Origin of the sequence: Streptococcus cristatus (assembly GCF_003944225.1) — a bacterium.
Classification (GTDB): domain Bacteria; phylum Bacillota; class Bacilli; order Lactobacillales; family Streptococcaceae; genus Streptococcus; species Streptococcus cristatus_K.
The window spans coordinates 115,652-135,922 of sequence record NZ_RJPN01000004.1 but is presented as its reverse complement, the minus strand read 5'-3'; the positions used below and the strand labels follow the sequence as shown (position 1 = coordinate 135,922).

Sequence of the window (20,271 nt, the reverse complement as noted above, 5' to 3'; positions counted from 1 at the left end):
AATATGGAGAGTTCATATAAACAAAAGAAAATGATTTGTGAAATTTGTGAAAAATTTCTTTAAATTTATAAAATTTAGTTGAAATTTTCAGAAAATTTGATAAAATGATACTTAATAACATTTTGGAGGGGACACGTGACACAATATAAGAACTATATAAATGGAGAGTGGAGAGCTTCTGAAAATGAAATCACCATCTCATCTCCTATCAATAATGAGATTTTAGGAACTGTTCCTGCGATGAGTCAGGCAGAGGTTGACTATGCGATGGCAAGCGCTCGTGCGGCTTTGCCAGCTTGGCGCGCTCTTTCAGCAGTCGAACGTGCAGCTTATCTGCATAAGGTTGCGGATATTTTGGAGCGCGATCAGGAGAAGATTGGCGAAATCCTTGCAAAAGAAGTTGCCAAGGGTATTAAAGCGGCGATTGGAGAAGTTGTTCGGACAGCAGACTTGATTCGTTATGCGGCTGAAGAGGGCATCCGCATTCATGGCCAGGTCATGGAAGGTGGCGGCTTTGAGGCTGCCAGCAAGAAAAAATTGGCTGTGGTTCGTCGTGAGCCTGTAGGAGTTGTACTGGCCATTGCGCCATTTAACTACCCAGTCAACCTGTCTGGTTCTAAGATTGCTCCTGCCCTTATCGGCGGAAATGTTGTAATGTTTAAGCCACCTACTCAAGGTTCCATCTCTGGTCTGCTCTTGGCTCAGGCTTTTGCTGAAGCTGGTCTGCCTGCTGGTGTTTTTAATACCATTACAGGACGTGGTTCAGAAATCGGGGACTACATCATTGAGCATAAGGAAGTAAATTACATTAACTTTACTGGCTCCACTCCAATCGGAGAACGCATCGGTAAGTTGGCTGGCATGCGTCCAATTATGTTAGAATTGGGTGGTAAGGATGCTGCAGTTGTGCTGGAAGATGCTGACTTGGAGCATGCAGCTAAGCAGATTGTTGGTGGGGCATACAGTTATTCCGGCCAGCGCTGTACGGCTATTAAACGTGTCATTGTTATGGAGAGCGTAGCAGATAAATTAGCGGCGCTGCTTCAGGCAGAGGTAGAGAAACTGACGGTTGGTGATCCCTTTGATAATGCGGATATCACACCAGTCATTGATCATGCATCAGCAGATTTCATCTGGGGCTTGATTGAAGATGCTCAAGAAAAGGGAGCGTCAGCCTTGACGGAAATCAAACGTGAAGTAAATCTCATCTGGCCTGCCTTGTTTGACCATGTGACACTGGATATGAAATTAGCTTGGGAAGAGCCATTTGGTCCTGTTCTTCCGATTATTCGTGTGACTTCCGTTGAAGAGGCTATTCAGATCTGTAACCAGTCAGAATTTGGTCTTCAATCTTCAGTCTTTACAAATGATTTCCCGAAAGCATTTGAGATTGCTGAAAAACTGGAAGTGGGTACTGTACACATCAATAATAAGACCCAACGTGGTCCAGATAACTTCCCATTCCTTGGTGTTAAGGGATCTGGAGCCGGAGTGCAAGGGATTCGTTACAGTATCGAAGCGATGACACAAGTGAAATCCATCGTGTTTGATGTGAAATAATGAGAAAGGCGGCTTTGTGCGGCCTTTTTTCTTACCTTTATGAACTTGTAATTCTAACAAGTGTTCGAACAATATAAAAATAAGCAGGCGTTTATATTTTTGATTACTTATCATTTTAAAATGTAAATTTACATATTGGTCTAGATAAATTATTTTAGGAATCCTAGTACAGGGATTGATTTTTAAGTACAGATATTAGCCTCAAACTCTTTGAAATCAGTATTTTATCAGATATTTTCCACAAAAACCTTGATATAGCAACTCATTCTTTTGAAGAAATTGGGCTTTTGAAATTTTTGAGATAGTTTTTGGAAATTTACTTGAAAAATATAAGAAAATGGGGTAAAATAGAAACATAGAAAACGCTTACAAATAGAAAGGTGACTAAATGGACAAAAAAGAAGCATTAAGAACCTTTACAACAGGTGAAAACTTTCATTTGCAGCATTATTTGGGAGTGCATCAGGATGTGGTGGATGGCAAGGTTGGCTACACCTTTAGAGTTTGGGCTCCAAATGCGCAGAATGTGCATCTGATTGGAGATTTCACCAATTGGTATGGAGAGCAGATTCCTATGACTCGCAATGAAGGCGGTGTCTGGGAAGTCTTCACGGATTTGCCTAAGGAAGGAGATATTTACAAGTACAATATCAAACGCAGTAGTGGTCAGGAAATCTTGAAAATTGATCCGCTGGCTATCTATTTGGAAGAGCGCCCAGGGACAGGAGCTATTGTTCGGACTATTCCAGAGAAGAAGTGGCAAGATGGACTTTGGCTGGCTCGGAGAAAGCGTTGGGGCTTTTTCTCAAGACCGGTCAATATTTATGAAGTGCATGCTGGATCTTGGAAACGAAATTCTGACGGCAGTCCATATTCTATGGCTCAGCTTAAGGAGGAGTTGATTCCTTATCTGGTAGAAATGAACTACACGCACGTTGAGTTCATGCCGCTCATGGCCCATCCTTTGGGACTCAGCTGGGGTTACCAGCTCATGGGTTACTTTGCCTTTGAACATACTTATGGAACGCCAGAGGAATTTCAGGACTTTGTCGAAGAATGTCACTTGAATAATATTGGTGTCATTGTGGACTGGGTTCCGGGTCACTTTACCATCAATGACGATGCCTTGGCCTACTATGATGGAACACCAACCTTTGAGTACCAGGATCATGACCGAGCCCACAACTATGGCTGGGGTGCTTTGAATTTTGACTTAGGAAAAAATGAAGTGCAATCTTTCTTGATTTCTAGTATCAAATTCTGGATTGATTTCTACCATCTAGATGGGGTTCGTGTGGATGCAGTTAGCAACATGCTCTATCTAGACTACGATAGTGGTCCTTGGCAGCCAAACAAGGATGGCGGTAATCGTAACTATGAAGGCTATTATTTCTTGCAACGTTTGAACACAGTCATCAAGCTATTTCATCCAGAAGTTATGATGATTGCTGAAGAGAGCTCGTCCGAAACCAAGATTACGGGTATGAGAGAAATGGGCGGTTTGGGCTTTGACTTCAAGTGGAATATGGGCTGGATGAACGATATTCTGCGTTTCTATGAAGAAGACCCGATTTACCGCAAGTACGATTTTAATCTGGTGACCTTCAGCTTTATGTATGCTTTTTCTGAAAACTTCCTCTTGCCTTTCTCTCACGACGAAGTCGTTCATGGTAAGAAGAGCATGATGCATAAGATGTGGGGTGACCGCTATAATCAATTTGCTGGTCTCCGCAACCTCTTGACCTATCAAATCTGCCATCCAGGTAAGAAATTGCTCTTTATGGGTTCAGAATTTGGTCAATTCCTAGAGTGGAAGTCAGAAGAGCAGCTGGAATGGTCAAATCTGGACGATCATATGAATAAGCAGATGCAAACCTTCACTTCTGCCCTCAACGCCTTTTATCGAGATAATCGTCCGCTTTGGGAGATCGATTTGAGCTACGATGGCATCGAAATCATCGATGCAGACAATACCGATCAGAGCGCCCTTTCCTTTATTCGTAAGACGGAAAAAGGAGATATGTTAGTCTGTGTATTCAATATGGTGCCAGTAGAGCGCAAAAACTTTACCATTGGTGTGCCAGTGGCAGCCGTTTATGAAGAAGTATGGAATACTGAATTAGAGAAATGGGGAGGTGTTTGGAAAGAACACAACGAAACAGTACAGTCTCAAGAGGGACTATGGAAAGATTATCCGCAGACCTTGACCTTTACATTACCAGCTTTGGGAGCAAGTATTTGGAAAATCAAGCGTCGTGTGAATGTTCGTAAAAATGCTAAAAAAGATTCCACAAAGGAGTAGGATATGAAGAATGAAATGCTAGCTTTGATTCTTGCCGGTGGGCAAGGAACTCGTCTTGGAAAGCTCACACAAAGTATTGCGAAACCAGCAGTACAGTTTGGTGGTCGTTATCGTATTATTGATTTCGCGCTGTCAAACTGTGCCAACTCTGGGATTAATAATGTCGGTGTGATTACCCAGTACCAACCACTTGCTTTGAACAGTCACATCGGGAACGGTTCAAGCTGGGGCTTGGATGGTATCAACACAGGTGTATCCATTCTTCAGCCTTACTCTGCCAGTGAAGGAAATCGTTGGTTTGAGGGAACTAGCCACGCTATTTTCCAAAATATTGACTATATCGACAGTATCAATCCTGAATATGTCTTAATCCTATCTGGTGACCATATCTACAAGATGGACTACGATGATATGCTCCAATCCCACAAGGATAACAGCGCTAGTTTGACGGTTGCTGTCTTAGATGTGCCTCTCAAGGAAGCTAGCCGTTTTGGTATTATGAATACCGATGCCAATAACCGGATCGTTGAATTTGAAGAAAAACCAGAAAATCCTAAATCTACCAAGGCTTCTATGGGAATCTATATCTTTGACTGGCAACGTCTCCGCAATATGCTGATTGCTGCTGAAAAGAGCAATGTAGATATGTCTGACTTTGGTAAGAATGTTATTCCTAACTATCTTGAATCTGGCGAAAGCGTTTATGCTTACGAATTTAATGGCTACTGGAAAGACGTTGGTACGATTGAGTCACTTTGGGAAGCTAACATGGAATACATTAGTCCAGAAAATGCTTTAGATAGTCGTGACCGTCAGTGGAAAATTTACTCACGTAACTTGATTTCACCACCAAACTACCTTGGTGCAAATGCTCATGTTGAAGATTCTTTGGTAGTTGACGGATGCTTTGTAGATGGAACTGTTAAGCACTCTATTCTTTCAACAGGCGCTCAAGTTCGTGAGGGTGCAGAAGTCACTGATTCTGTCATTATGAGTGGCGCTATTATTGGTCAGGGAGCTAAGATTAAACGTGCGATCATTGGTGAGGGCGCTGTTATTTCTGATGGTGTAGAGATTGACGGAACAGATGAAGTGCAAGTAGTCGGATATAATGAAAAAGTGGGGGTACCAACAGATGAAGATTGATAAATATTCAGCGATTTTAGGAAATACGGTCGGTTTCCACGACATGTCAACCTTAACAGAACATCGTCCAGTTGCTAGTTTGCCATTTGGTGGAAAATACCGCTTGATTGACTTCCCACTTTCTAGTCTTGCTAATGCTGGTGTTCGTAGCGTCTTTGGTATCTTCCAACAAGACAATATCAGCTCTGTCTTTGACCATATTCGTTCAGGTCGTGAGTGGGGCTTGTCTACACTTTTGAGCCACTACTATCTAGGCATTTACAATACTCGTGTAGAAAGTAGCACAGTAGGTAAGGAATATTATGAACAATTACTGACTTATCTGAAGCGTTCAGGCTCTAACCAAACTGTAGCCCTGAATTGTGATGTGTTGATCAACATTGACCTTAATCAGGTCTTCCACTTGCATAACACAACCCAGCAACCGATGACAGTGGTTTACAAGAAATTGCCATCTAAAGATATTTCAGATGTGAATGCAGTTCTGCAAGTCAGTGAAACAGACCATGTCCTAGGACATAAGCTGCATAGTGATAGAGACGAGGGCGAGCTCTTCAATATGTCTACAGATATTTTTGTAGTAGATACGCCTTGGTTGATTGAAAAATTGGAAGAAGAAGCCCAAAAAGAATTCCCACAAAAACTGCGCTATGTTCTTCGGGACTTGGCAGCTGAAGTTGGAGCTTTTGCTTACGAGTACACAGGCTATTTGGCAAATATCTACTCTGTTGATTCATACTATAAGGCTAACCTTGACATGCTTGAACAGAAGAAATTCTATTCTCTCTTCTCACCAAATCACAAGATTTATACAAAGGTGAAAAACGAAGAGCCGACTTACTATGCAACTACATCAAAAGTGAATCGCTCTCAGTTTGCGTCAGGTAGTATTGTAGAAGGTGAAGTTGTAAACTCTGTTATTTCGCGGAATACAAGAATTTTAGCGGGTAGCAGTGTCAAAGACAGTCTCCTCTTCCCACGCGTTGTCGTTGGAAAAAATGCAGTGGTAGAATATGCAATTGTGGACAAGGGCGTTGAGATTGCTGAAGGAGTAGTCGTTCGAGGGACAGCTGAACATCCAGTTGTCCTGAAGAAAGGTCAAAAAGTTACAGAGGACATCGTTTCATGAAAATTTTATTTGTAGCAGCAGAAGGGGCACCTTTTTCCAAGACGGGTGGTTTGGGAGACGTTATCGGCGCCCTCCCCAAATCCTTGGTCAAAGCTGGCCATGAAGTTGGAGTCATTCTGCCATACTATGACATGACGGATGCTAAATTTGGTGATCAAGTTGAAGACCTCTTCTCCTTTGAAGTCAGTGTCGGCTGGCGTCGGGAGTATGTCGGTGTCAAAAAGATTGAGTTGGAAGGTGTGAACTTCTACTTTATCGATAATCAGCATTATTTCTTCCGTGGACATGTCTATGGTGATTTTGATGATGGCGAACGTTTTGCTTACTTCCAATTAGCAGCAATCGAACTGATGGAGCGCATTGATTTTATTCCAGATGTTCTCCATGCGCACGACTACCATACGGCCATGATTCCTTTCTTGGTCAAGGAAAAATACCGCTGGATTCAGGCCTATAATAACATCAAGACAGTGCTGACGATTCACAATTTAGAGTTTCAGGGACAATTTCCGGATAGCATTCTTTGGGAACTCTTTGGTGTCGGCTATGAACGTTATGCGGATGGCACTCTCCGTTGGAATGACTGCCTCAACTGGATGAAGGCGGGCATTCTCTATGCAGATCGCGTGACAACTGTTTCACCTAGCTATGCCAACGAAATTCGGACAACTGAGTTTGGCTGCGGTCTGGATCAGATTCTTCGGATGGAGTCAGGCAAGCTGGTCGGTATTGTCAATGGTATCGATACAGATATCTACAATCCAGAAACCGATAAATTGCTGGCTTACCACTTTAACAAAGATGATTTGACTGGGAAATTGGAAAACAAACGAGCTCTTCAAGCAAAAGTAGGCTTGCCAGTTCGGGATGATGTTCCTGTCGTTGGTATCGTCTCTCGATTGACACGTCAAAAAGGTTTTGATTTGGTGGTGGAAGAGTTGCATAATCTGCTTCAGGAAGATGTGCAAATTGTGCTACTTGGAACAGGTGACCCTGCATTTGAACGTGCCTTCGCTTGGTTTGGCCAGGCTTATCCTGAAAAACTATCCGCTAACATCCTTTTTGATGTTACTTTGGCTCAGGAAATCTATGCGGCTAGTGATATTTTCCTTATGCCGAGCCGCTTTGAACCTTGCGGTCTATCTCAGATGATGTCTATGCGTTACGGGACACTGCCACTTGTTCACGAAGTTGGTGGTTTGCGCGATACGGTTGAACCTTTCAATGTCTATAGTGGACAGGGAACAGGCTTTAGCTTCAATAACTTCTCTGGTTATTGGCTAACATGGACTTTCAAAGAAGCCCTCAATCTTTACTGGCATGACCAAGAAGCTTGGCGTAGTCTGCAAATACAGGCGATGGAAAGAGATTTCTCTTGGGATACAGCTAGTCGAGCATACAGTGATTTATATGAGTCACTAGTCTAATATGTTGCATTAGAACAGCAATCCTCTCTTGTTTTTGACAAGAGAGGATTTGTCGGGTAAGTGGTCTTTCTCATGTTGACATCTTATCCAGACGGATGCTTTTCCCTAAAAGAAAGGAAGTTGATTGGTAAAAATGGAATTAAATAAAGAACAGTTTATCCGAGATTTCAAGGATACCTTGCACGAAAGACAGCTGATTAAGATTGCGGATGCTACAGCAGCCGAGCTTTTTCAAGCCCTCGCTAGTACCATTCGTAAATATATTACGCCACTGTGGCTGGAGCGCCGCAATAAACTCGTGGAACAGCAGCAAAAAACAGCCTATTATTTCTCGATTGAGTTTCTGCCGGGACGTATGCTGGAAACTAACCTACTCAATTTAGGTATTCTTGACACGGTCAAGGAAAGCTTTGCTGAGCTAGGAGTTGACTTTGAGGATGTAAAAAATGCTGAGCACGACATGGCCTTGGGAAATGGGGGCCTTGGTCGCTTGGCAGCAGCCTTCATGGACTCGCTAGCTACAACTGGCTATCCAGGTTTTGGAAATGGGATTCGCTATCGCTACGGTCTTTTCAAGCAAAGAATCGTAGATGGCTATCAGGTGGAAATTCCAGATGATTGGTTTGGCAGTCTGGGCAATGTCTGGGAAACCCGTAAGGATCACGGCATTGTGGATGTCAAGATCTTTGGTAATGTCTACTTGCGTGCCAATGAAGAAGGCCGCATTGTGCCAGTTTATGAGCATTCTAAAACCTTGCGTGCTGTTCCTTATGACGTGCCGCAGATTGGCTTTGGTAATGACAATATCAACAATCTCCGTCTTTGGGATGTTGAAGTCCCAGAAGAATATGAATTGGACTATCCAACTATTGAAGCCCGTCGGCGGGTGCAGGACATCACTGCCATTCTCTATCCAGACGATTCTAGTTACGAAGGAAAAGAACTGCGCCTGATTCAGGAATACTTCATGACCAGCGCGGGGCTGCAAACCATTATCAAATCTTATCTCAAGCAAGGTCGTCCGCTCAAGGATATTCATGAGAAGGTGTCTGTCCATATCAACGATACCCACCCTGCGGTTGCGCCGGCTGAGTTTATGCGCCTTTTGCTGGATGACTATGGTCTCGAGTGGGCTGATGCTTGGAACACAACGGTTAAGACCATGAGTTATACCAACCACACTATTTTATCTGAAGCTTTGGAAAAATGGGATGCTGAGCTCTTTAAGAATGTCCTGCCTCGGGTTTATCAGATTATCCTAGAAATTGACAACCGCTATGTGGCTGAAATGGCTGGACGCGGCCTTGATCCGCAAGTCATCGAAAACACTCGGATCGTCAAGGACAATCAAATCCACATGGCCCACTTGGCTATCATTGGCGGTCATTCAATCAATGGGGTTGCCAAGCTCCACACCGAATTGCTCAAAGAAGACACTTTGCGTGATTTCTACAGCATTTACCCAGAGAAGTTTAATAACAAAACCAACGGGATTATCCAGCGCCGCTGGCTGCAGATTGCGGATGAGCCTTTATCGACTGAGATTGATAAGCTGATTGGTAAGGGCTGGAGAAGTGATATCCATGAGTTGCGTAAGCTTTTGGAATTCAAAGATGATCAGCAAGTGCTGGGCGATTTCTACCGAGTGAAGCAAGAAGCCAAGGCTCGTCTGGCTGACTTCATCAAGGAATCAACAGGAGTAGAAGTTTCTACAGAAGCTATCTTTGATGTGCAGGTAAAACGCCTCCACGCCTACAAACGTCAGCTGCTCAACCTGCTTCATATCATCAAGCTTTACTGGGATCTCAAGGACAATCCTGATAAGGATATGGTACCACGCGTCTTTATCTTCGGTGCCAAGGCTGCCCCAGGCTACCACTTTGCCAAGTCGGTTATCAAGCTAATCAATGAAGTAGCCAATCTGGTCAACAAGGATGAAAGCCTGCAAGGCAAACTCAAGGTTGTCTTCCTAGAAAACTACCGCGTCAGCCTGGCTGAGCTCATCATTCCTGCGGCAGATGTATCTGAGCAGATTTCTCTGGCTTCCAAGGAAGCTTCGGGCACTTCCAACATGAAGTTCATGATGACGGGTGCTATTACCCTAGCTACACTGGACGGAGCCAATATCGAAATCAAGGACGAGGTCGGTGACGACAACATTGTCATCTTCGGGATGGACAAGGACCAAGTTTACGAGCACTATGCCCGCCACGATTACTACTCACGCGGTGTCTATGAAAGCAATCCAGACATTCGTCGAGTGGTCGACACCTTTGTCAATGGAACGATTCCAAACGTCCGTGAAGAAGGCTCTGAAATCTACGAAGCCCTCATCACTCACAATGATGAATACTTCCTCTTGGAAGACTTCCATGCCTACGTGGAAGCTCAAGAGAAGATTGATGCTCTCTATCGTGACAAAGAAAAATGGGCCTGCATGAGCTTGATTAATATCGCTACATCTGACAAGTTTACCTCAGATGATACCATTGAGCAATATGCCAAGGAAATCTGGAATCTGGAGAAATAAACCTCTTCAGAAAACATGAATACTAAGAGATTGGGGCTTGGGTCTCAGTCTCTTTTGCTATCCAACTACCATCTTGTCTAGAAATATGCTATAGTAGAGAAAGTATGAGAGTCCAACTTTTAGAAAAGCAGGGTAAGCAAGCATGAAAGACTACACGATTTTTTATCAACAATTAACGACTCCCTTTCGCAGTCGCCCTCAGTGGCTGAAAGGACTGGTTTACTTCAATCGGGGAATGACCCTCTTCATACCTATCGTTTATGGTCTCGTTCTAATCAGTGCCTTTCTGACGGTAGGCTGGAAAGGGTTGCTTACTTTTTTCTTCCTGCCAGCGATTGGATTTGGTCTCTTGTCAGCGATTCGTAAATGGCTGAATCAAGCACGGCCTTACGAAAAATGGGCTATTCAGCCCTTGCTGGCCAAGGATACATCAGGCAAGTCCATGCCCAGTCGCCATGTCTTTTCGGCAACTGTCATTTCCATGTGCCTGCTCTACTTTTTTTGGCTGCCGGGGCTTCTCTGCCTCTTACTTTCGGCAGGGCTGGCTCTAGTGCGCGTGATTGGCGGAGTGCACTATCCAAAGGATGTAGTGATAGGATACCTTTGCGGCATTTGCTGGGGAGCTTTAATCTTTTTATTATAAATGTCTGGCGAGAGCCAGATTTTTCTTTGTAAAGTAAGTTGAGGAGTAGACAAAGTGCCCGAGTCTATATTATAATGTAAGCAGTACCAAACTTTTATCATCAAGGATTGCCTGATTTTGGAAGATGAAAAATATGTAAGGAGACTATTATGTCAGAACCGTTATTTCTAGAGTCTGTGATGCAGGAGAAAATTTGGGGCGGCACTAAGCTGCGTGATGTTTTTGGCTATGAAATCCCCAGCGACCATGTGGGCGAGTATTGGGCAATTTCGGCTCATCCAAACGGTGTCTCAACCGTCAAGAATGGTCGTTTTGCAGGTCAGAAGCTAAATGCTCTCTATGCTGAGCACCGTGAGCTCTTTGGTAATCGCCTGGAGCCTGTCTTTCCACTTTTGACGAAGATTTTGGATGCCAATGACTGGCTCAGCGTTCAGGTCCATCCAGATGATGCCTATGGACTAGAGCACGAAGGGGAGCTTGGTAAGACTGAATGCTGGTATGTTATCGCTGCAGACGAAGGGGCAGAGATTATCTACGGTCACAATGCCAAGAGCAAGGAAGAGCTGCGTCAGCAAATCGAGAGCAAGGACTGGGATCATCTTTTGACCAAAATTCCAGTCAAGGCTGGTGACTTCTTCTATGTACCAAGTGGCACCATGCATGCCATTGGTTCAGGCATTCTGATTTTAGAAACTCAGCAGTCTAGCGATACTACTTATCGGGTCTATGACTTTGATCGTAAGGACGATGCTGGCAATCTTCGTGAGTTGCATTTGGAGCAATCGATTGATGTTTTGACTATCGGAGAGCCTGCTAATAGCCGTCCCGTTACTATTCAGGCAGACGATTTGACCTCTACTCTTTTGGTAGCCAATGACTTCTTTGCTGTTTACAAGTGGGACATTGCTGGTTCTGTTGAATTTAAAAAGACAGCAGACTACAGTCTGTTCAGCGTTTTGGAAGGTGCTGGCGAGCTGACAGTGGATGGACTAGTGTATCCTATCAAAAAAGGATCTCATTTCATCCTGCCGAGCGATGTCACAGAGTGGACCTTGTCTGGCGACTTGCAACTGATTGTCAGCCATCCATAGTGAAAAAACAAATGAGAGTGGGACAGAAATCGGTAATTCGTTAGAATTCGATTTCGTCGTCCCACCTCCGCACAGTTGAGTAGGGCTGTAAAAGCTGATGAAATCAGCGTAGTAGAGCCCACTCAACCACTGCGTCTTGCTCGACATTCCAAAGACAATTGAGAGGCTAGGATTTTTGTCCCAGCCTCATTTTTCTTTATTTTCGAAGAATGAATAGAGAAAACAGGACTTTAACTTCAATCAGTGAGAAAGTCCGATAAATGAGGCATTTCATCATGGTTGCTTGAAGAATTTTTTTTTGAAAAATGGTACAATGAAATGGAATATCCAAAGGAGTCGAATATGGAACACAAAGAAAAAGATTTTAGTTTATCCTGGTTTTTTAGATGGTTCTTGGATAATAAGGCCATTACCGTATTTTTGGTGACCTTGCTCATCGGTTTGAATATTTTTATTCTTAGCAAAATTAGCTTTATTTTTACACCGGTGATTGAGTTTATTGGTGTTATCATGCTGCCAGTGATTTTGGCTGGACTGCTTTACTATCTGCTTAATCCCATTGTCGACTGGATGGAAAAGCGCAAGATTAACCGTGTGGCTGGGATTACAATTGTCTTTGTCTTGATTGGTGTTTTGATTGTGTGGGGCTTGGCGGTCGCTATTCCTAACTTGCAGCATCAGGTAGTGAGTTTTTCAAAAAATGTTCCCGCTTATCTCAAGCAAGCCAATAAAATGATTGATGATGTTTTGACCAATCATATTTCAGATGATTTGAAGCCACAAATCGAGCAAGTTACGAATAAGCTTTCGACTCAGATCACTTCATGGGCTAGTAATTTTTCATCAAAGGCAGTCAATTGGGCTAGCAATCTGATTAGTACGGCTTCACAAATCATTGTGGCTATTATCATCATGCCTTTTATTCTTTTCTATTTATTGCGCGACGGGAAGAATCTCAAAGGTTATGTGGTTCAGTTCTTGCCAACGAAATTCCGCGAGTCATTTGGTCAGGTCATGACAGATGTCAATACCCAGTTGGCCAATTATGTTCGTGGTCAAGTGACCGTAGCGATTATTGTGGCCTTTATGTTTATGATTCTTTTCAAGATCATTGGCTTGCGTTACGGTGTAACTCTAGCCGTTGTCGCAGGAGTTTTGAACTTAGTGCCTTATCTGGGAAGCTTCCTTGCTATGTTGCCAGCCTTGGTTCTTGGATTGATTGCTGGTCCGATCATGCTGTTGAAAGTCATTATCGTCTTTATTGTGGAGCAGACCATTGAGGGACGCTTCGTGTCTCCATTGATCTTGGGAAGCCAATTAAGCATCCATCCGATTACGATTTTATTTGTTTTGCTGACTTCAGGAACCATGTTTGGTATCTGGGGTGTCTTGCTGGGAATTCCAGCTTATGCATCAGCCAAGGTTGCCATCACAGCGCTCTTTAAGTGGTACAAGAAGGTTAGCGGTTTGTATGAAGAAAGTGTTCAAGAATTAGGAGAAGGCAGTGAATAAGAGTGAACAAATGTTAACAGCCCTGCAAAATCAAGATTTAGCGCAGGCTGAGAAATATTTTGAAGAGGCTTTGAGCCAAGATACCGATCAAAAGTTATTAGAATTAGCCGATTACTTAGAAAGTATCGGCTTTTTCCCTCAAGCCAAACGAATTTATGAAAAATTGGCTCCGCTCTTTCCGGAATCCTATATCAGTCTGGCAACGATTGCTGCTGACGATGGTGACTTGGAAGAAGCTTTTGCCTATTTAGAGGAAATTGACTCAGAAAGTGAATGGTATGTGGCTGCTCTCTTGACCAAGGCTGACCTCTATCAGCTAGAGGGATTGCCAGATGTGGCGCGGGAGAAATTGCTGGAAGCTGCCAAACTGTCGGACGAACCTTTGGTGACTTTTGGTTTAGCAGAAATTGAGTTTGAATTGGAAAATTTTGCCCAGGCCATCAAGGAATATGCTCAGCTAGATAATCGCTCTATCTACGAGCAGACAGGAGTGTCCACTTATCAGCGTATTGGCCTTTGCTATGCCAGTCTGGGGAAAATCGAAGCAGCCATTGAATTTTTGGAAAAGGCCGTGGAGCTGGAGTACGATGAAGAGACGGTCTATGAATTAGCAGCTATCTTGTATGAGCAAGAGGAATACCAAAAAGCTAATTTGTACTTCAAGCAGCTGGATACGATTTCGCCAGATTTTGAAGGATATGAGTATGCCTATGCGCAGTCTCTCCATGCGGAGCATAAGACGGAGGAAGCTTTGGAAATGGCAGAGCAAGGTTTGACCAAGAATCCTTTCGAGACTCGCCTCTTGCTTCTTGCTTCGCAACTATCTTACGAACTGCATGATGTGGAAAAATCTGAAAACTACTTGCTGGCAGCTCAGGAAAATGCAGATGATTTGGAGGAAATTGCTCTACGCCTGACCAATCTCTATCTGGAGCAGGAACGCTACGATGAGGTTTTAGCTTTTGAGGAACAAGAGCTAGACAATGTCTTGACTCGCTGGAATCTGGCGCGTGCTTATCAGGCCTTGGAAAATCTGGAGAAAGCTGGGGAGCTTTATCAGGAGCTGGCAGTTGACTTGCAGGAAAACCCTGAATTTCTGGAAGAATATGTTTATTTATTACGCGAACTAGGGCGTGTGGAAGAAGCGAAAATACAGGCTGGTAAGTACCTGCGTTTGGTTCCAGATGACACTGCTATGGCAGATTTGTACGAAAGTTTGTAAAATTTTATTGAGAAAGCTCTTTTGTACTGCCTTTCGGGTATATTAGGAAGAAGATTTTCTTACTGACACGATAGTTTGATTAAAGAAGGAGTAGAGATATTGTCCCAATTGAAACGAATCCAAGAAATGGAAGAGCATTTGAATAAATACGCTCAGGTCTTGGCGAAAGCTCAATCTGCTTTGGCTGAGCTGGAGGCCAGCCAGAAGAATTATATCCAGCTCCGAGATTATTACACTAGCCAAGTTTTCTTTGACGATTTGGAGTTTTCCAATCGACCAGACTTTCCTGAGGATGTGGCCTGTGGCATTTTGAGCGAAGATGCTGTTTATGACCTAATGGGAGAGCACTTTGAGACGGCGCTGCAGCTGCTAGACCTATCCAGTGCCATGCTGAAAGAAAGGTAATGGCCTAGGATGAAATAAAATGACTTCTGTCGAAAAGATAAAACATGGATAACGTCAACGAAAGGATCGGAAATGTGGAAAATCTAAAACAAAGGCCGACCAACCGTTGACATTATTAAAGGAACACAAGATTTGCAGAAAGGCGGTCCAGCATGCGCGACAACCATCTTCATACCTATTTTTCCTATGATTCTGAGGCGGATTTTTCTGACTATCTGGACCATTACGAGGGCGAGATTGTCACTACCGAGCACTATGACCTGTCCAATCCCTACCCTTACCAAGCTACCTCGCCCCATGATGATGTGCCTGACTATGCGGCCTATTCGGCAAAAATTGCAGAGCTGAACCAGCAATATGGCAACCGCATCAAAAAGGGGATTGAAATTGGCTATTATGCTCCGCGTAAAGATGATATCCTAGCTTTCCTAGCGGACAAGGACTATGACCTGAAACTCCTATCTGTCCACCACAATGGTAGTTTTGACTATCTGGAAGAGCCTGTCTTGCAGCTGGATAAGATGGAGTTAATTCCTCGTTACCTGAGAGAGTTAGAAGAGGCTATCGAGGCTGTGCCAGCAGATGTCCTAGCTCACTTTGACTATGGTTTCCGAAAATTTGCGCTTACCGTAGAGGAGTTAAAAACTTTTGAGCCTCAGCTGCGACAGCTTTTTCAAAAGATGATTGATCATGGTCTGGCCTTTGAACTCAACTGCAAGTCTATGTATCTCTACGGTCATGAAGATCTCTATATCTACGCTCTTGGCCTAGTCAAGGAGCTGGGCGGTCAGCGCTTTTCAGTTGGCTCCGACGGCCACAAACTAGAACATTTTCGACTTAAGTTTGACCGTGTGGCTCAAATCCTCGCTGATGCCGGTATTGAGGAAAGTCAGTTGATTTAGGGTATCGGAATTACATTTTTATTGTCCATTAAACGCATTTTTTGAATTTCGACCAGAATATGATATACTTAATTATCTTAGAAAATACAGAAATTTGTTGATATAGGAGAAAAAATGGCAGAGCCAGTGAAATTATTTCAGTATAATACCCTAGGAGCCTTGATGGCTGGACTTTATGGTGGGAGCATGACGATTGGGGAGCTCCTGAAATACGGCGATTTAGGGATTGGTACACTGGATTCCATCGATGGGGAATTGATCGTTCTTGATGGTAAGGCCTATCAGGCTAAGGGATCTGGCAATGTGCCTGAAGTTGTAGAAGTTTCGGATGATGTAACGGTACCCTACGCTGCGGTTGTTCCCCACCAAGCGGAGGTCATTTTCCGCCAACGCTTTGAAATGACAGATGAAGAGCTGGAAAAGCGGATTGAATCCTATTACGATGGAGAAAATCTATTTCGATCCATCAAGATTCATGGTGAATTTTCCCACATGCATGTGCGAATGATTCCGAAATCAACCTCAGAGAAGAAGTTTGCTGAAGTAGCCGTGAGTCAGCCTGAGTACCATGCGAACAATGTTTCTGGAACTATTGTTGGCTTTTGGACACCCGAAATTTTCCACGGTGTCAGTGTGGCGGGCTACCATCTTCACTTTATTTCGGACGACCATACCTTTGGTGGTCACGTTATGGACTTTGTTATCAAGGAAGGGATTGTGGAGCTAGGTGCTGTCGATCAGTTGGATCAACGTTTCCCAGTTCAAGACCGTAAGTTCCTCTTTGCAAAATTCAATGTCGATGAAGTAAGATCGGACATGGATAGGGTTGAGTAGCCAATTACTGTGACAATTGTCTACTTCTGATAAAAAAGAGGCTAGGAATCTGCTGTCCCAACCTCTGAAAGATAAGTAGAATTTTAAATTTAGTAAGTTTGAGGAGCCTCGGCTCCTCTTTAGTTTTTCAATATCCGCCAAATCGATATTTTAGAAACTGATTAGTTTACATTTTCATGCTTCTAATCTTTTCTTCATCTGGTGTGACGCGCAGGGTTTTCTGGCCAGTATAAGTGACGAATCCCGGCTTACCACCAGTTGGTTTGTTGAGTTTTCTGACTTCAATCATGTCCACTTGGACCAGATTGGAGAGTCTGGCCTTGGAGAAGTAGGCAGCTAGCTCGGCAGCATCTGTCTTGACTTGATCGCTGGGCTGGAGATTGCCTGTGATGACCACATGGCTACCTGGAATATCCTTGGCATGAAACCAAAGCTCGTCCTTCTTGGCCATCTTAAACGTTAGCTCATCATTTTGTAGATTGTTGCGACCAACTAGGATAATGGTTTGGCCATCTGTTGCCAGATATTTCTCCGGTTTCTGCCTTTTCTGGATTTTCTCTCTCTGGCGTCGGCGGATAAAGCCAGTCTGGATTAATTCCTCTCGGATTTCCGCGATTTCAGTTAGACTAGCCTGAGCAAGGGCGGTTTCCACGCTCTCTAGATAGAGAATTGTAGCCCGAGTCTCCTCAATCAAGCCGGTCAGATGTTTGACGGCTTCCTTGAGTTTCTGGTAACGTTTGAAATAGCGCTGGGCATTTTGATTGGGGGTCAGGGCCTTATCAAGCGAGATGATAATCTTCTCACCTGTGTAGTAATTGTTCAGCTCCACCTGATCTTGATCGTTGGGCACCTGATGGAGGAAGGTGGTCAAGAGTTCCCCTTTTTGGCGGAATTCTTCTGCATTCTCCGTTGCTAGGAGCTCTTCCTCTTGCTTGCCTAGCTTTTTCCGATTCTTTTCCAACTCATTCTCTACCCTGCGAATCAGTTCGCTAGCCTGCTGGTTGACCCGATCGCGCTCCGCCTTATCCTTATAGAAAGTGTCTAGAAGCTCGGATAACGTGGACATTTGGGTCTTACTGTCGGAAAATAGCAGAGCAGAGAAGGATTTTTCGGTCAGGCTAGGTTGAGTCGGACTGGCAAAAAATGCTCGAAAGTTTTTGAGCTTGTCAGCTGTCAAACGGCCACTGAGCTCAGTAGCCGTATCCCGACCCAAGCCCTGAAAAATCTGCTGCAGGCGTTTGGGCTCTAAATTCTCTGTCTGTAGGATTTGGAAGAGCTTTTCATCACCTACAGTGAAAGGATTGAGACTACCTGTTTGAGGCGGTGCGACATAGGTTGAGCCTGGGAGGATCGTTCGATAGCTATTTTGTGAAAATCCGACGTGTTTGATAGCTTCAATAATCTTACCGCTGGCCTTATCCAAGAGAATGATATTGCTGTGCTTGCCCATGATTTCGATGACCAGAGTCACAGCCACGCTATCTCCGATTTCGTTCTTATTGGAGACGCTGATTTCCAAAATCCGGTCATTCTCCACTTGCTGGATCGCTTCAATAACAGCGCCCTGCAGATATTTGCGCATGACCATGATAAAGGTATTGGGAACAGCAGGATTTTCAAACGTAGTCTCTGTCAGCTGGACGCGCCCAAAGACCGAGTGAGCTGACAGGAGCAGTTTGTGGCTTTTTCGATTGCTGCGAATCTGTAAAACCAGCTCCTGTTCAAAAGGTTGATTAATCTTTTGGATGCGGCCGCCCAGCAATTCGCGGCGGAGCTCCTCTGTCATGTGGTGTAAAAAAAATCCGTCGAAAGACATGCTTTTCTCCTTGAAAGTTGCTAAAGAAGATTATAACAAAAAACCAAGCTAAAAGCTTCTAAAGTCTCATCAAAAAGAAATTTATTTTTTGTCAATGATTATCAATATAAATAAAAACCGAACATTTTATAAAAAATTTCAAAAAAGCCTTGACATCCCTTCAGGAAAAATTTACAATATAGGAAATTAGAAAAGTAGTAGATGCATTTGTTTTTAGCGAGCTTGTGGTTGGTGGAAATGAGCAGCAAATCTTTACGAAATTGGGCTAATTGATAAAATGAATTTGAAACAATAAGAATTCGGTGCGCACACCTTACAGTGCAGCTTGTTTGATGACAAGACAGAGATATGGGGAAAGACTAGTTATTTTTCCATAAATGAGGTGGCACCGCGATTTACGCCCTCACACAGAATACCTGTGTGAGGTTTTTTGTTGCTTATTATAAAAAATAAGGAGAAATGTCCATGTTTAAACGATGGCGTCCCTAGGGATTGAATAGAAAAAATGGAATAAAGAAATGGAGAAAAAATATGAAAAATAAACGTTTAATGACTATTTTGGGCCTCTTGGCTATTTTGGTAATCGGTGGGATGGCTTATTCCAGCTTGAGCAGCAAGAGCAAGGCTACTAATAGTGGCGATGAGAGTAAGACAGTAAAGGTTGGTGTCTTGCAGTATGTCAGCCATCCATCGCTTGATTTGATTTACAAGGGAATTCAAGATGGTCTAGCTGAGGAAGGCTACAAGGGTGACAAGATCAAGATTGACTTTATGAATGCTGAGGGAGATCAGAGCAAAGTTTCTACTATGAGTAAGCAGTTGGTGTCCAATGACAATGATGTGCTGATTGGGATTGCCACTCCATCTGCGCAAGGACTAGCTGCGGCTACTAAGGACAAGCCTATCGTCATGGGAGCTATCACAGATCCAGTCGGAGCAAACCTAGTGAAAAATCTGGAAAAGCCAGGTGGTAATATCACAGGTGTTTCTGACCACAATCCAGCTAAGCAACAACTAGAGTTGATTAAAAAATTAACGCCAAATGTGAAAACAATCGGTGCCCTCTATTCTAGCAGTGAAGACAACTCCAAAGCTCAGGTAGAAGAGTTCAAAAAATTAGCTGAAGAGGCAGGCTACAAGGTAGAGGAATACTCTGTTCCTTCAACAAATGAAATTGCTTCAACTATGAATGTCATGACTGGTAAGGTTGATGCTATCTGGATTCCAATTGACAATACCATTGCGTCAGCATTTGCGACAGTCGTGTCCAGCAATAAAGAAGCTAAGAAACCGATTTATCCAAGTGCGACAGCCATGGTAGAAGAAGGCGGTCTTGCCTCTGTCGTTGTAGACCAGTATGACCTCGGTGTTGCGACAGGTAAAATGGCTGCTAAAGTCCTTAAAGGTGCCAAGCCTGCTGATACTGCAGTAGATATTTTTGATAAAGGTAAATCTGTTATCAATACTAAAAATGCCAAAGAACTCGGTATCACTGTACCAGAAGATGCTCTCAAAGAAGCAGGACAAGTGATTAAATAGAGAGAAAGGAAGTCCGTTGCTCAATGGACTTCTTTTTCTTCTTGTAAATTCTATAACTGAGCTTGCGAAATGTTTAGAAATCTGTTAGAATGAATTATAATTGAATAGCAATCCGCAAGACCAGTAACCTAGGGGAAGTTTGACAGGGAGGGGAGCCAGCGACTGAGAGCTCTCTAGATGAAAGCTAGGCGAATTCACTTGCTTTGGGATTGG

The 20,271-nt window shown here is 43.5% G+C and carries 15 protein-coding genes and 1 other annotated feature; of the genes, 14 read left to right on the top strand and 1 reads right to left on the bottom strand.

Features of this window, described 5'->3' with window-relative positions; genetic code table 11:
• Window positions 1-135 precede the first annotated feature (135 nt).
• From D8797_RS06085 to budA, 13 genes are all read left to right on the top strand, one after another.
• Window positions 136-1,560: an NADP-dependent glyceraldehyde-3-phosphate dehydrogenase gene (locus tag D8797_RS06085; protein ID WP_125379658.1), complete on the top strand. Its 1,425-nt coding sequence runs from the start codon at window positions 136-138 to the stop codon at window positions 1,558-1,560.
• A 388-nt stretch (window positions 1,561-1,948) separates the two neighbouring features.
• The gene (gene glgB / locus D8797_RS06080; RefSeq protein WP_125379657.1) at window positions 1,949-3,862 is read left to right on the top strand and encodes a 1,4-alpha-glucan branching protein GlgB; all 1,914 of its coding nucleotides are present in this window, start codon (window positions 1,949-1,951) and stop codon (window positions 3,860-3,862) included.
• 3 nt (window positions 3,863-3,865) lie between these two features.
• Window positions 3,866-5,008 carry a glucose-1-phosphate adenylyltransferase gene (locus D8797_RS06075; protein ID WP_045496498.1) on the top strand — a complete coding sequence of 381 codons (1,143 nt, stop codon included), beginning with the start codon at window positions 3,866-3,868 and terminating at the stop codon, window positions 5,006-5,008.
• Window positions 4,998-6,137, top strand: a complete 1,140-nt coding sequence (gene glgD, locus D8797_RS06070) for a glucose-1-phosphate adenylyltransferase subunit GlgD (protein WP_125379683.1) — start codon at window positions 4,998-5,000, stop codon at window positions 6,135-6,137. Before D8797_RS06075 ends, glgD begins: the two co-directional genes overlap by 11 nt.
• Entirely contained in the window at window positions 6,134-7,564 is a 1,431-nt protein-coding gene (gene glgA, locus D8797_RS06065) for a glycogen synthase GlgA (protein ID WP_125379656.1), read from the top strand. Before glgD ends, glgA begins: the two co-directional genes overlap by 4 nt.
• Window positions 7,565-7,697: 133 nt before the next feature.
• A complete protein-coding gene (locus D8797_RS06060; RefSeq protein ID WP_125379655.1) occupies window positions 7,698-10,094 on the top strand; it encodes a glycogen/starch/alpha-glucan phosphorylase in 2,397 nt (798 codons plus the stop codon).
• A gap of 142 nt (window positions 10,095-10,236) precedes the next feature.
• On the top strand, window positions 10,237-10,737 hold the full coding sequence (locus D8797_RS06055) for a phosphatase PAP2 family protein (protein ID WP_125379654.1): 501 nt from the start codon (window positions 10,237-10,239) through the stop codon (window positions 10,735-10,737).
• Window positions 10,738-10,886: 149 nt separating this feature from the next.
• Entirely contained in the window at window positions 10,887-11,828 is a 942-nt protein-coding gene (gene manA, locus D8797_RS06050) for a mannose-6-phosphate isomerase, class I (RefSeq protein ID WP_005589600.1), read from the top strand.
• Between the two features lie 342 nt (window positions 11,829-12,170).
• Window positions 12,171-13,340 (top strand): AI-2E family transporter, encoded by a 1,170-nt coding sequence (locus tag D8797_RS06045; RefSeq protein WP_039975113.1) that lies wholly within the window; start codon window positions 12,171-12,173, stop codon window positions 13,338-13,340.
• Window positions 13,333-14,562 carry a tetratricopeptide repeat protein gene (locus tag D8797_RS06040; RefSeq protein WP_005589602.1) on the top strand — a complete coding sequence of 410 codons (1,230 nt, stop codon included), beginning with the start codon at window positions 13,333-13,335 and terminating at the stop codon, window positions 14,560-14,562. The genes D8797_RS06045 and D8797_RS06040 overlap by 8 nt, the downstream gene beginning before the upstream one ends.
• A gap of 99 nt (window positions 14,563-14,661) precedes the next feature.
• A complete protein-coding gene (locus D8797_RS06035; protein ID WP_125379653.1) occupies window positions 14,662-14,967 on the top strand; it encodes a DUF4298 domain-containing protein in 306 nt (101 codons plus the stop codon).
• 152 nt (window positions 14,968-15,119) lie between these two features.
• Window positions 15,120-15,869: a PHP domain-containing protein gene (locus D8797_RS06030; RefSeq protein WP_125379652.1), complete on the top strand. Its 750-nt coding sequence runs from the start codon at window positions 15,120-15,122 to the stop codon at window positions 15,867-15,869.
• A 114-nt stretch (window positions 15,870-15,983) separates the two neighbouring features.
• On the top strand, window positions 15,984-16,703 hold the full coding sequence (budA, locus tag D8797_RS06025; RefSeq protein WP_125379651.1) for an acetolactate decarboxylase: 720 nt from the start codon (window positions 15,984-15,986) through the stop codon (window positions 16,701-16,703).
• 166 nt (window positions 16,704-16,869) lie between these two features.
• On the opposite strand, the gene fbpA is transcribed toward budA, so the two are convergent.
• On the bottom strand, window positions 16,870-18,519 hold the full coding sequence (gene fbpA / locus D8797_RS06020; protein ID WP_125379650.1) for an Rqc2 family fibronectin-binding protein FbpA: 1,650 nt from the start codon (window positions 18,517-18,519) through the stop codon (window positions 16,870-16,872).
• A gap of 171 nt (window positions 18,520-18,690) precedes the next feature.
• Window positions 18,691-18,927, top strand: a binding site (T-box leader).
• A 123-nt stretch (window positions 18,928-19,050) separates the two neighbouring features.
• Here fbpA and trpX point away from each other — a divergent pair.
• Entirely contained in the window at window positions 19,051-20,058 is a 1,008-nt protein-coding gene (gene trpX / locus D8797_RS06015; protein ID WP_125373519.1) for a tryptophan ABC transporter substrate-binding protein, read from the top strand.
• Window positions 20,059-20,271: the final 213 nt, after the last annotated feature.